Consider the following 12,741-nt stretch of genomic DNA (forward strand, 5'->3'; position numbering starts at 1 on the left):
TAGAGAGTTAGGAAGTGCTTTTAGGTGCTTCACTCCCCAACTCCTCACTCCCTGACTCACTGCTACATCCGCAGCACCAGCCCAATCCCATACTCCTGCAGCGTGTGGTGCGCGTTGCCGATGCTGGTCAGCTGACCCGCGCCGTACTCTCCGCGAATATCCAGATGCGGCAGCACCGTGAAGTCGATACCACCATTCACCTGGTACGCAAACGACGTGCTCTTGCTGTTGCTCGATCCGTTGTTCGTGCCCACGCCACCGAACTCGAGCTGGATATACGGCTTGACTGGAATCGGCGGCGGCGGCGCGATCTCCAGCCGCGGCCCAAAGATGAACCCGGCGAGCTTGTTTCCATACGTCGTCGAGTTCGCGCTGTTCTGGATGAAGAATCGCGCATCGCCGCCGAACCGGATCGGCCCGAACGGCAGGAAGTTGTCGTAGACGCCAAACGTTCCGCCGTCCGCCGTCATGCCGCCACTCTGCGTTGAGGGCGTCCCATAGCCCACACCCAGCCCTGAGTAGTGTCCACCGCTCAACATGCCATAGACTCCGGCCTGCGCCTTGGCCGCATCCGGCAGAATCATCAACCCAAAAATCGCGAGAAGAGAAAGACAGCAGTTGCGAGCCGCCGAAGAGATCATCTGAAAAGGCCCTCGTTCTTGTGGCGCACCTGCGCCCTGGATTCCGTGCTCCTGTTTAGAGACACGCCCACCCAACCAGCGTTGCGCCTGTCCGCGCAGAAAACCCCACCTCAACTGCCGTGGCGTTCCTTTGCGCAACTTCGCGACCTTTGCGTTAGAAGTTTTGCTTTCTGTCTGTTATCCCCGCACCCGAGTCCCGGCCAGCTAAGCCAACTGGCTCCGAAGTTCAAAACAATCCGGATCGCAACGAACGTGGAGAGACTTCGGTGCCTGCATCCATTCCGCGTATTCCTTCGCTGAAATGGGAATTACATTGACCCGGATTCCGGTTTCGGCCGGCCCAACCTGTCCGCAGGCAGCGCACATCAACGGTGGCGCCATTTCCTCATGCACTGTATCGTCCGGGCTGGAACTCTCGGAACTGATAACAGATTCAACACTGCAGCCCTTTCCACACGCCAGGCAGCGAAATCGTGTCGTGATGTGCAAGTAGCTCGGCATCGCCGTAATCCTCGCAGAGAACGGTCTCCTGCGCAACACATCGCTGCAGAATGTGGAAATGACGGGCCTAACTGATTGCTCAGGCGATTGAAAAACGGGGCCTGGCAGGCATATTTGCCGGCTAATCCTTCACCACCGCCGCCGGCTTGCCTTCCTGGACGTAATTCTTGTTCCACGCCGGAATCTCCACCACGTAATTCCCCGGCTTCTCAATCACCGCCTGGCAGCCCAGCCGCGAGTTCAGCTGCAGCCCCGGCGCCATGTCCATGCGGTCCAGCTCCTTCTCCTCCGGCTCCGACAGCCCCTTCGCGCCATCGATCACGTGCAGATGGCACGTCGTGCACGCGCACACGCCGCCGCACGCATGGTCCAGAAAGATCCCATAATTCTCAGCCACGTCGAGCAGACTCATCGGCTCGCCATGCCCGTCATACGGCAGCGTGCCGAACGGGAACTCAACCGTCCTGTTCTCAGGACGAAACGTGACGCGGACCATATTCTCCGCAGGGGGCTTAGACAGATCAACCTCAGGAAGCGGCTTCGACTCAGACTCGGACATAGACAGTCCTAGTTTAGTGCCGACGAGCAGCGGGACGCGAATCCGGGAACGGAGAGGGCAGAGAGTAGAGGGTAGAGCGTAGAGATAGAGAGTAACCGGTAAAGGGTAAAGGGTAGACAGTAGACCGTAGAAACGAGCGCAAGGTTTCCGCTGCCCTTCTCTACTGTCTACCCTCTATCCTCTGCCTTTACCCGACGAACTCGCGCACGCGCTGATTCGATCCCGCCACCGCCATCGGCTGCAGCTCCGGCATTGCCCGTCCCGGCGGAATCGACGGAACCGGATGCGTGTCCGAGTCGGCCAACAGGACCTGATTGCGTCCCGAGCGCTTCACCTTGTACAGCGCGCGATCCGCTCTCCGCAGCATCGGCTCGAAGCCTTTCTCGCCCGGCAGCAGCGAGCTCAAGCCTACGCTCACCGTGAACCGCACCAGCTCTTCGCCCTCGCTTAGCCGCAGGCCTTCAACCGTGGCCCGCAGGCGCTCCGCCAGCGACAGCGCGCTCCGCGGCGAACGGCCGGGAAGCAGAATCGCAAACTCCTCGCCACCCAGACGCGCCACAGCATCGCGAGTCCCGGTCACCGTCAGCAGAACGCCGCCGAACGTACGCAGAGCTCGATCGCCCAGCGCGTGTCCCCACGTGTCGTTGAGCTGCTTGAAGTGGTCCAGGTCCATCATCAGCAGCGTCAGCGGCGTATTGTCGCGAGCAGCAATTTGGACCTCGCGCAGAATCTTCTCTTCAAATGCCCGGCGATTGTGCAGCCCTGTCAGCGAATCAAGCCGTGTCTCTTCGTGCAGACGCCGCTTGGTCTCCGCCACGTACATCGCCACAAACCCGAACCCCAGCATCGTCAGCCCGATCATCGACAGATCGTGAGCCGCCGGCTCCAGCCCGCGGTGACGAAGGATCCCCAAACTCAGCACCAGCCGAAGTGCGACCGTGGCCGCCACAAACGTAAACAGGAACGCCATCACCCGGCCGATATCCGCCAGCGACTTGATGCGCGGCCTCAGCAGCATCACGATCGTTGCGGCCAGAACGATAAGAGCCGCCACTCGCGCAGCAGCCAGCTCCCACCCAGGATGCATCACTCCAACCGAAAGAATCGTGGTCATCGCCGCGCTCAGCGCCAGCGGTCCATTCATCGTTGCCAGCCGGATGCGCAGCACAAACCACCGCATCCCCATGTACACAAGGAAGAAAACCAGCACCAGCAAACACGCGCTCAGGTTGTCAGAAACCCGCAGCGGCACCGGCATAATCGCGTGCGAAATCGTTGTCAGCAACTGCAGTGCGCAGGCCGCCGCCAGCCAGCGAGTGCCCCGGGTGCGCGCGTCGCTCCACGCGAGCAGCGCCAACGTGAGGGCAAACGTCGCCTGAGAAACGAATCCCGGCAGCGCGAAACTGTGAATGTCAACCATGCAAGAGACCTGCCCTGCCTCGGTTCAACATGCAAGCCGAGGGCGCCGTTCTGAATTGGAGGAGGAATCAGGACGGTCAACGCGTCCCAATGGTAGAACCTCGTTGCCCCTTATGATGCAAAAAATTACATATTCGAGTGAGAAAATAAGTCGCCACGCGAACGGAAGGCGTAGCTAAATTACCTTCTTTCGTCATTTTTGGGTTGACCTGACCTTGGTGCTTTCGGGCCTTCGGTAACCTGGCTTGCTAGTTGGCCGGATCTGCTGGTATCACCGCGCCTGCACGGATCCATTCCGTGATAGTCGCGATGTCTGCGTCCGTCAGCTTACTCTTCGGCGGCATAGGCTTCGGATCGTTTGCCGGTCCCTCGTGTCGGATAAGCGTCACCAGCAACGACTGCTCTGGATGCCCCGGCACAATAACGCTACCGTCTTTGCCGCCATGCATCAGCCCCTCGCGAGTATCCAGATGCAGCCCACCCCTGTGGTTCAGTCCCGCATGACAACGGTAACAATTCGCCTGGAGGATCGGCTGCACGTGCTCGGTGTAGTACTCGGGCGTTGCTTCGACCGGTGACGAGTTCCCGACTGCCTTTGAACTGCGTGCAAGAAGTGCGCTTCCTGCGGCAGCCGTTACAGCCAGAGCGACAACAATAGAGCGGTGCGAAGCGATGGGCCTAAACATGCAAAGTACGGTTCGTTCCTAAGACTCTAATCGCAGTTGACCACTCCGGCTAGTAAAAGTTGCAAAATCCTGCAAATTTCTTGCGATGTGGCTTCGGTAACGCTCCATCTGTCGTCTACCGGTCAGAACGCACGACTCAAACCAAGCGCCTCCGCTGCCCGGTCCAGCGCCGCCTGCGTATCAAAGAACCGGTGTGTCGGATTCGACCCAGGATAAAAACGGACAACGATCTCGGCCTCTTCCACCGCGTCGTCCTTACCGTTGTGAAACGGATATCCCAGCGCCCGCAGCAGGTGCAGCGACCCTTCATCGCCGCTCGGATTCCCGTTGTCCCCCACAATCCCGAACACCGACCGGTGCGTCCGCCGCGAATACACCGCCACAAAATCCCCCAGCCGCGCTCCCATCCTGCGCGCCTTCTTCCCCAGCACCACATAATTGATCGCCGTCGCGTCCACATACTTGCGTGGATCACGCTCGTTCTCCACCGACTCATCTGCAAACGCAGTTTGCGAGACGTAGTACCCCGGCGCTGGATCGTGCGGTCCCTGCACCACCGGCCTGTGCGGCGGTTCGTCCTCCACCATGTAGCCGACAATCGGCGCTCGCGGCCGTCCCCTGGAGTGCGCGTTCGAAAGATAATCGAGCGCATCCGAGCCCGGAGGCCCATACGCGCGCGGCGCCCCATCCACATCCACATCCATGCGCCGCGTCAGCAGCTCAAATGACCGATGCTGCACCGACGCCCCGATCTGCGCGGCTCTGTTGCTCTGCGCCGCAGCCATGACAGTCAGTCCACACAACGCCCAGGAAAGGAATTTGCAACATCTGCCCACAAAGTTAAGACGAACCAAAACACGATTCAGTCACGCGGTGGGGTATCTGAAAAACAGCCGCAACTACCGTGGCGTTCCTTAGCGTATGTTTGCGCGCTTTGCGTCAAAGCTCTTGCTTTTGTTGTCTTGACTAACCACTAACCACTAACCACTAACCACTAACCACTACCCACTACCCACTAACCACTAAGAACCCCTACGGCGCCACCGGCGTAATCGGCATCGGCGTCTTCGTCGGTGTAGCCATGCCGAAGAACATCACCAGCGAGTTCGCTCCAGTATTCGAAAGCCAGAGATTTCCGCTCGCATCCACCACCATGCTGAACGGCGAAAGAAGCTTCGCGTCCAGGCCATATCCCGTGCTCGGCGAGAGCGCCGTTCCCGGGCTGCTGGAGTTTGCGCCGGAGAGCTCCGAAAAGCTCTCGTAAACCAAACCGCTGGTCGCCGGCGCATGGAAGTTCGAAACCCACACGTTCTGCGCCGCGTCGATCGCGATATGGGACGGATTGGTAATGCCGCCCGTCGTGATGAATTCCTGAATCGTAGTTCCGTCCGCTGCCAGCTCCGTGACCGCTCCGCCTGCGTCGCCGGCCTCATCTGAATCGGTCGAGTCCGCCAGCCATACGTTGCCCGCTGAGTCGACCGCAACGCTGTCCGTTGCTCCGCAGCACTCCGTCGAAAACGTGATGTTCCCACTCGCATCCACATGCGCCGCGGTCCCGATTCCATTGCCCGACGACATCCACACGCCATGCGCGGCATCCGGCGCCAGCGCCACCGGCACACCCACATCGCTGCCCATGTTCACAGGCGTGTAGGTGTTCGTCGAAGGATTCAGAATCACCAGGTTCGTCGACGTGCCTTTGACATAGTAGTTTGCGATAAGAACATTGCCGTTGCCGCTATCGATAGCAACCGCGTACGGATAGTTGATGCTGTCATCCTGGTAATTCGTCATGGTGCCAAGCGTTCCACCCGACGAAACTCCTGAAAGCTTCTGCAACGAGCCTTTCGTGCTGTCGTGTGTGGGCACCTCGCCGAACGTGATCCACACGTTATCGCTTTGATCGATGGCTAAACCGTAGTCTTCGACAGCGTACGGGATGCTGAAGCCCGTCGAACTGAGAGGTGTTCCCTGCGGGTTGAACGCGCTCACGACTCCGGAGTGGTCCGCCACCCACACGTTCCCCTGGCTGTCCACGCCCAGACCCTCCGGCGTGTTGATCGCGCCCCCGGTCACCGTGAGGCTCAGCGTCCAGTCGTTCGGTGCCTGCGTCAATGTCGTCGCAAACGGCGGTGTCGATCCAATGGCCTGAAACACACCCGACACATTGTTCGCCGGATTCTTCACGATGTTCATCAGCGCGTCCCACGTGTTCGTCGGCGCGCTTTTTCCGCTCGGCGTGGCAGCCGTAAACAGCGGCGAGCACCCGCTCGTCCCATCCGAGTTGATGCACGACGCGACCGCATCCGCGAGCGCGTTGATCTTGCCGGGCTCTGTCGTCAGGTTGCTCGGCAGCGTCGCCACCGTGCCGTTGCTCGTATTCGCGATCAGCTGCGCGTTCAAAAACGCATTCGCCAGCCCCACAGAATTCGTTGAGCTCGCGCCGATATGCGCGATGTCCTGCGCGAACGGTGCCAGAGACCACGCCGCCGCCACCGTCGTCACCTCATTAATCCAGATGAACTGCGACGGCGACAGATTGCCGCAGTTTCCCAGCGCCGCCATCATCGCCAGCGCCGGATTGTTCCCACCCGAACCCAGCCCCGGATTTCCCTGCGTCGCCACCAGGTAAACCTGCGAGGTCGCCGACGGGCAGCTATAGTCTCCCGTGATCGAAAATCCACCGTCCGAGCCGCTTACCACGCTCGTATTCAGCAGAGACGACGCCGCGCTCCCATTGCCCGCATTGCCGGCCACATAGAGCTGAATCTTCGCGCCCACCACGGCCTGCTGCCCGCCATGCACCCGGCCATTCACCGTCAGCGGCACAGGATTGGGCTCTGCCGTCGGCCCCACGCCACAACCTGTAACCAGCCCTGTCACCAACAAGGCAGAACAACCCAGCAGAACACGGCAAACGGGCCCGAAGAAAGGTACACACGAAACGCGCGGCATGATACCGCCAGTCTACGCGAACACCCTCAAATGCCCATTCCCCATTCCCGTTATGGGAATCCCCAATGGCACCAACAAAACAGTAGTTGGATAGACGGTAGACAGCAAAGCGTTCGGATTCCCGGCGGACCGCGGTTTCTCGCTCTACCCTCTACTGTCTACCCTCTACTCCCTGTCCTTTTGTGCAGGCGGCCCGTAAGCCGAATTCTGTTCTAAGCGATCATTCCTCTAGGCTCGCCATTGCTGACGAACTCCAGCAACCTACCCGCAGGTTTCAGCCGCCTGGGCCTAAGCCCAATGCTCTCTTCGCCTGAACGCAACGGGCCGCTGCGCGCCGCCGCCTGAAGAGAAGCGAACGGACTCCCTGCCTATTTGGTCTTGCTCCGTGTGGGGTTTACCGTGCCGTTCGCATTACTGCGGACGCGGTGGGCTCTTACCCCACCCTTTCACCCTTACCCCGGCCTGTTAGCCCGGAATCGAGCGCCGAAGCGCCTGTCCGGCAGAACCGGGGCGGTTTGCTTTCTGTTGCACTTGCCGTCTACGGGCCTTGACGCCCGCATCCCGGACGTTATCCGGCACACTGCCCTGCGGAGTTCGGACTTTCCTCCCCCGCGCAACACGCCTCACAGCGCCCGCGCGGCAGCGATCACCCGGCCGCCTGCACCGGTTTAGTTTATCAGCCACTGCGAAAAGAACCTGCGATGATGTCTGCCATGCCGCGCCCGACCCGCCGCCAGTTCCTCGCCCAGACCGCCGCCACCGCCTCGCTCGCCACCCTCCCCATCCGCTCCCTCGCCCAGCAAGCATCCCCCGACACCCTGAAATCCGCCGCCCGCATCCCCGTCGGCTGCTGCGTCCACGCCGCCACCCTCAAGCAGGACGCCGCCTACACCGCCCTCGTCAAGCAGCAGATGTCCATCCTCGTCGCCGAAAACGAGTTCAAATTCGGCCCCATCCACCCGCAACCCACCACCTTCTTCTTCGACGACGCCGACTACATCGCGCACTTCGCCGAATCCAACAACATGCTGCTGCGCGGCCACAACTTCGTCTGGCACCGCGCCCTCCCACCCTGGTTCGCCACCTACGTCACCCCCGCCAACGCCGAGCAGGTCCTCGTCAACCACATCGAAACCGTCGCCGGCCGCTACAAAGGCCGCATCCACAGCTGGGACGTCGTCAACGAAGCCATCCAGGTCTCCGACAACCTGCCCAACGGCATGCGCAACTCACCCTGGCAAAAAGTCCTCCCCAACTACATCGACATCGCCTTCCGCACCGCTCGTCGCGTCGACCCCCATGCCCTCCTCACCTACAACGACTACGGCATCGAAGCCGAGGATGAAGCATCGACGAAGAAACGCGCCTCCGTCCTCGCTCTCGTTCGCGGCATGCAGCAGCGCGGTGTCCCGATCGATGCCGTGGGCATCCAGTCCCACATCTCCGCCGGCGTTGCCGTCCCTGAGATCCCGCGGCCCGCGCAGCAGCAGACGACGCCTCTCCCCACCTATCTGTCCGACTACGGCCCCGGCCTCAAGCAGTTCATGGCCGACATCCAATCCCTCGGCCTCAAAATCATGCTCACCGAGATGGACGTCAACGACCGCGCCCTCCCCGCCGACATTCCCACGCGCGACAAGATCGTCGGCGACGTCTACGCCCATTACCTCAACCTCACCCTCGCCAATCCCGCCGTCATCGCGCTCCTCACCTGGGGCATCACCGACAAGTACACCTGGCTCAACCACGAAGGCGCCCGCAAAGACGGCCTTCCCGAACGCTGCCTCCCCTTCGACGCCGACCTCAAGCCCACTCCCGCCTTCTATGCCGAGCTCAACGCCCTGCGCGGCGGCCCGAAGCGCTGACACGCAGACCTGATACCATCTCGCCTCGAAAGGGATTAGCGAATGATCGCGAGAGTTTGGCGAGGTGTAACCAGCAGGGAAAACGCAGACGCCTACGAATCCATGTTGAAGCCGGAGCTGCTCCCTGGCCTCTCCAGCGTTCCCGGCTTCATCACCAGCTACCTGCTCCGCCGCGACATCGGAAACGACGTCGAGTTCATCACCGTCATCCTCTTCGATTCCATCGCGAGCCTGCGCCAGTTCGCCGGACCGGACTACGAGCAATCCATCGTGCCCGAGGACCGAAGACCCCTGCTGAAACACCACGACAAGCTTTCACTGCACTACGAGGTCGCCTCAGTTTCCGAATCCAAATTCCCCCGCCACTAAGCCTGCAGTTAGTTCGTCGCGGTTCACCTTGAATCTGGGATAACTCTAACCAGACTCGATCCGTGTGCTGGAAGCGACTCGGTATAGCTACCATCTGCACGCAGAGCTCGGTGCCGGTTCCACAGGTCCAAAACCACAACCGGCCGCCAACACCGACGTGGCGAACCTTAGCGCCCCTTGGCGCCCTTCGCGTCAAGGCCTTTGCTCTTGTCTTTCACTAACACTCCCCACTAACCACTCGCACCTACCTTGCCTCATAGGATGCCGCCCATCCGAGTTCCATCACTCACTCAGAATCGAATCGAGTGAACGCGACTCACTTCTGCGGACCGTAGCACCACGTTGCGCTCGTCTCCCATTCGCCTGGTTGACCAACTTGATCTGCGTTTGGCCGTTATCTGCGAGATGGCCACCGCTTCCCAATAACAAGCCCAGTCCCAGGACAGCAAGCTTCAAGGTCCCCAATCCAATCTCCCGAATGCTGACGTCTTCCTATGCGCAACACGCAGAGCAACTTAGAATTCGGTCGGCAGCACTGTCAACGCTTTTCGCAACGCCCAACGGAACCATCACCCTCATCCCTGCGTACCATCCATCACAGGAGAGCTGCGTCCGGTCACATCGGTACGCCCCGGCACGCCAGACGGTAGACTCTAAAGACCTCTCATGGAGACCAAGGAAGCATTCCGGATCGCCCTCCAGTCCCTCTGGGCGAACAAGCTGCGCACCATCCTCACGCTCCTCGGCGTGGTGATCAGTGTCTCCTCGCTTATCGCCGTCATGACCCTTATCAACGGCGCGCAGGTCTACGTCGCCACCAAGGTCAACAAGCAGGGCGCCAACGTCTTTACCATCTCGCAGCAGCCGCAACTCATCACCAGCTACAACGACTACGTAAAGTTCCAGAAGCGCAAGGTCATCTCCCTGGATCAGTACCGCGCCGTGAAGTCCCAGTGCACCCTCTGCCAGGGCGTCGGCGCCATGCAGTCCACCTCCGGCTCCGTCGTCTACGGCAAGGAATCCGCCACCGACGTCACCATCCGCGGCTACACCGCCCTCATGCCCGAGATGCAGAATCTCGACATCGCCGAGGGCCGCAGCTTCACCGAAGCCGACGAAAACCACGCCTCTCCCGTCTGCATCATCGGCACCGACATCGAGGACAATCTCCTCAAGGGCGCCGACCCGCTCGGCAAAGAGATCCGCGTCGGCGGCGTGCCGTACACCATCATCGGCATGGCCGAGCCCCAGGGCAAAACCTTTGGCCAGAGTCAGGACAACTGGGTCGCCGTCCCGCTCACCGCCTATCAGAAGACCTACGGAACCCAGAAGTCGGTCATCATCTATAACCAGGGTCCGCAGGGCGCCGAGCAGATGGAAGCCGCCGTCGACCAGGCGCGTCTCATCATGCGCAGCCAGCGCCACGACCGCCCCGGCGAGGAAGACAGCTTCACCCTCGAGACTTCCAACTCGCTCGCCGGCCTGCTCGGCACCATTACCGGCTACTTCGGCGCCGTCGCCGTCGCCATCGCCGCCATCTCGCTCATCGTTGGCGGCATCGTCATCATGAACATCATGCTGGTCTCCGTTACCGAGCGAACCCGCGAGATCGGCGTCCGCAAAGCCCTCGGCGCCAAGCGCAACGACCTCCTCAAGCAGTTCCTCATGGAGTCCGGCACCATGGCCTTCGTTGGCGGCATCCTCGGCGTCATCGCCGGCGTCGTCATCGCCAAGACCGTAACCCTGCTGATCAGCTTCCCCTCCACCATCGCTCTCTGGAGCGTCTTCGCCGGCCTCATCGTCGCCGCCTCTGTCGGCATCTTCTTCGGCGTTTACCCCGCACGCAAAGCCGCCGACCTCGACCCGATTGTTGCTTTGCGTTCAGAGTTCTAGTGAATAGTGAGTAGTGAATAGTGAATAAAGCAGGTCGGGCCAGGAGTTACAGATTGTGGGAGTGAAGTCGTTTCGAGATTCAATCGCATGGCAACGAGCTATGGACCTGTCAACCACCATTTACGCAGCAACGAGCACCTTCCCGAAGGAGGAGATGTTCGGCCTCACTAACCAGCTCAGAAGAGCTTCGGTCTCAGTCGCGAGCAACATCGCTGAAGGCCAGGGCCGCCTTACGTCTGGAGAATTCATGCACTTCCTCGGTATGGCTCGAGGCTCCGCTCTCGAAGTCCAAACGCAGCTCGAATTGGCTCAGCGTCTTGAGCTGGGAATACCGTCCAAATTGGAAGCCGCTCAGATCCAGGCAACAGAAGTCGTACGAATTTTGAACGCGGTACTTTCGAACCTTCGCAACCGTCCTGCACGCAACCGCACCGCCCCGAACTAGCCACGCTGTTGCTTTTGTTGTTGCTTTATTCACTATTCACTATTCACTACTCACTATTCACTCCCCTATGCGAGCCTCCGATCAACGCGAATCCATCAAAATGGCGCTCGACACACTCCGCGCCAACAAACTCCGCTCCGCACTCACGATCCTCGGCATCGTGATCGGCGTAATGACCGTCATCACAATTTCGTCGGTGATCAATGGTTTGAATACAAGTGTTTCGACCATGGTCGAACAGTTTGGCACCAATGTACTTTGGATCTTCCGCTTTCCGGTCATTGGCGTGCGCCCCACCGCCGAGATGCTCGCCCGCAAGCAGATGACCTACGACGACATGGTCGCCATCTCGCAGCTTCCGCACGTCGTCGCCGCCTGCGCCGGCCTCCAATACGAGAACTACCAGTTCAACTCCGGCTCCGAGAGCGCGCACTACGGCATGCGCAAGTCCGAGAACGTCGGCCTTGAGGGTGAGACACCGTCCTACGCCCAGGTCTATGACAAGGCCCTCGAAGCCGGCCGCTACTTCACCCAGACCGATCAGGACCGCGCCACGGATGTCACCATCCTCGGCCACGACATCGCCCAGGATCTCTTCGGCGGCGCCGAAGACCCCATCGGCAAAGACGTCATCATCTCCGGCCGCACCTTCACCGTCATCGGCGTCTTCGACCGCGTAAAAAACGCCTTCGGCGGCGGCAAGAATCCCAACGACTCGATGGCCTACTTCCCGCTCTCCACCTTCCACAAACTCCACCCTGAAATCCTCGACTACTGGATCAGCGCCAAGTTCGACGACCAGAAAAACAAGGACCTCGTCACCGACGAAATCCGCGAGCTCCTCCGCCGCCGCCGCAAGGTCCTCAACGCGCAGGACGACAACTTCGCCATCTTCTCCTCCGACGCCATCACCCGTCTCTGGAACCAGATCACCGGCTCGCTCTTCCTCCTCATGTTTGGCCTCTCCGCCGTTGGCCTCATCGTCGGCGGCGTCGGCGTCATGAACATCATGCTCGTCTCCGTCACCGAGCGCACGCGCGAGATCGGCGTCCGAAAAGCCATCGGCGCCACCAAAAAGGTCATCCTGCTTCAGTTCACCCTCGAAGCCATCGTGCTCTGCGCTGTCGGCGGCGTCATCGGAATCCTTCTCGGCTCGGCCCTCGCCTTCGGCGTCCACTTCCTCATCGCCTGCACCGTCAGTTTCCTCTGGGTCCTCGCCGCCTTCCTCTGCTCCTGCGCCATCGGCCTGGTCTTCGGCATCTACCCTGCCTACAAAGCCGCCAACCTCGACCCCATCGAAGCCCTCCGCTACGAATAAGGCAGTGAAGCAGTGAAAAGTGAATAAGGCCGGGTGCCCCATTCATACGCGAAGCGGATGAGTGGGTATCGCGCGTGGTAGCGCGCGAGT

Annotated in this window: 11 protein-coding genes and 1 other RNA gene; 5 read left to right on the forward strand and 7 right to left on the reverse strand. The window is 60.6% G+C overall.

The features are described 5' to 3' along the window. Window positions 1-62 precede the first annotated feature (62 nt). The 7 genes from VGU25_10315 to rnpB all read right to left on the reverse strand — a co-directional run bounded on the left by VGU25_10315 (window position 63) and on the right by rnpB (window position 7,423). Window positions 63-641 carry an outer membrane beta-barrel protein gene (locus VGU25_10315; GenBank protein HEV2577593.1) on the reverse strand — a complete coding sequence of 193 codons (579 nt, stop codon included), beginning with the start codon at window positions 639-641 and terminating at the stop codon, window positions 63-65. A gap of 622 nt (window positions 642-1,263) precedes the next feature. Then, on the reverse strand, window positions 1,264-1,701 hold the full coding sequence (locus VGU25_10320) for a 2Fe-2S iron-sulfur cluster-binding protein (GenBank protein ID HEV2577594.1): 438 nt from the start codon (window positions 1,699-1,701) through the stop codon (window positions 1,264-1,266). 187 nt (window positions 1,702-1,888) lie between these two features. Then, window positions 1,889-3,121, reverse strand: coding sequence for a GGDEF domain-containing protein (locus VGU25_10325; protein HEV2577595.1), 1,233 nt, complete (start codon window positions 3,119-3,121; stop codon window positions 1,889-1,891). A 247-nt stretch (window positions 3,122-3,368) separates the two neighbouring features. Next, on the reverse strand, window positions 3,369-3,806 hold the full coding sequence (locus tag VGU25_10330) for a c-type cytochrome domain-containing protein (protein HEV2577596.1): 438 nt from the start codon (window positions 3,804-3,806) through the stop codon (window positions 3,369-3,371). A 122-nt stretch (window positions 3,807-3,928) separates the two neighbouring features. Further along, window positions 3,929-4,591, reverse strand: a complete 663-nt coding sequence (locus tag VGU25_10335; protein HEV2577597.1) for a hypothetical protein — start codon at window positions 4,589-4,591, stop codon at window positions 3,929-3,931. A gap of 247 nt (window positions 4,592-4,838) precedes the next feature. Continuing rightward, entirely contained in the window at window positions 4,839-6,662 is a 1,824-nt protein-coding gene (locus VGU25_10340) for a hypothetical protein (GenBank protein ID HEV2577598.1), read from the reverse strand. 279 nt (window positions 6,663-6,941) lie between these two features. Next, an RNA gene (gene rnpB, locus VGU25_10345) (RNase P RNA component class A) lies at window positions 6,942-7,423 on the reverse strand. A 51-nt stretch (window positions 7,424-7,474) separates the two neighbouring features. Between rnpB and VGU25_10350 the strand changes: the two genes are divergently transcribed. The 5 genes from VGU25_10350 (at window position 7,475) to VGU25_10370 (ending at window position 12,651) form a co-directional block, all read left to right on the forward strand. Then, complete coding sequence (locus VGU25_10350; protein ID HEV2577599.1) at window positions 7,475-8,626, forward strand: endo-1,4-beta-xylanase; 1,152 nt, start codon at window positions 7,475-7,477, stop codon at window positions 8,624-8,626. A gap of 42 nt (window positions 8,627-8,668) precedes the next feature. Continuing rightward, window positions 8,669-8,995 carry an antibiotic biosynthesis monooxygenase gene (locus tag VGU25_10355; protein ID HEV2577600.1) on the forward strand — a complete coding sequence of 109 codons (327 nt, stop codon included), beginning with the start codon at window positions 8,669-8,671 and terminating at the stop codon, window positions 8,993-8,995. A 666-nt stretch (window positions 8,996-9,661) separates the two neighbouring features. Further along, a complete protein-coding gene (locus VGU25_10360) occupies window positions 9,662-10,888 on the forward strand; it encodes an ABC transporter permease (protein ID HEV2577601.1) in 1,227 nt (408 codons plus the stop codon). Window positions 10,889-10,949: 61 nt separating this feature from the next. After that, on the forward strand, window positions 10,950-11,333 hold the full coding sequence (locus tag VGU25_10365) for a four helix bundle protein (protein HEV2577602.1): 384 nt from the start codon (window positions 10,950-10,952) through the stop codon (window positions 11,331-11,333). 100 nt (window positions 11,334-11,433) lie between these two features. Next, window positions 11,434-12,651 carry an ABC transporter permease gene (locus tag VGU25_10370; GenBank protein HEV2577603.1) on the forward strand — a complete coding sequence of 406 codons (1,218 nt, stop codon included), beginning with the start codon at window positions 11,434-11,436 and terminating at the stop codon, window positions 12,649-12,651. Window positions 12,652-12,741: the final 90 nt, after the last annotated feature.

It is taken from the genome of Acidobacteriaceae bacterium (assembly GCA_035944135.1).
Classification (GTDB): Bacteria; Acidobacteriota; Terriglobia; order Terriglobales; family Acidobacteriaceae; genus Granulicella.

Coding starts and splice junctions, on each gene's coding strand:
- VGU25_10325 (HEV2577595.1), bottom strand. CDS start 3,121: ATGGTTGACATTCACAGTTTCGCGCTGCCGGGATTCGTTTCTCAGGCG.
- VGU25_10360 (HEV2577601.1), top strand. CDS start 9,662: ATGGAGACCAAGGAAGCATTCCGGATCGCCCTCCAGTCCCTCTGGGCG.
- VGU25_10350 (HEV2577599.1), top strand. CDS start 7,475: ATGCCGCGCCCGACCCGCCGCCAGTTCCTCGCCCAGACCGCCGCCACC.
- VGU25_10320 (HEV2577594.1), bottom strand. CDS start 1,701: ATGTCCGAGTCTGAGTCGAAGCCGCTTCCTGAGGTTGATCTGTCTAAG.
- VGU25_10315 (HEV2577593.1), bottom strand. CDS start 641: ATGATCTCTTCGGCGGCTCGCAACTGCTGTCTTTCTCTTCTCGCGATT.
- VGU25_10355 (HEV2577600.1), top strand. CDS start 8,669: ATGATCGCGAGAGTTTGGCGAGGTGTAACCAGCAGGGAAAACGCAGAC.
- VGU25_10370 (HEV2577603.1), top strand. CDS start 11,434: ATGGCGCTCGACACACTCCGCGCCAACAAACTCCGCTCCGCACTCACG.
- VGU25_10330 (HEV2577596.1), bottom strand. CDS start 3,806: ATGTTTAGGCCCATCGCTTCGCACCGCTCTATTGTTGTCGCTCTGGCT.
- VGU25_10335 (HEV2577597.1), bottom strand. CDS start 4,591: ATGGCTGCGGCGCAGAGCAACAGAGCCGCGCAGATCGGGGCGTCGGTG.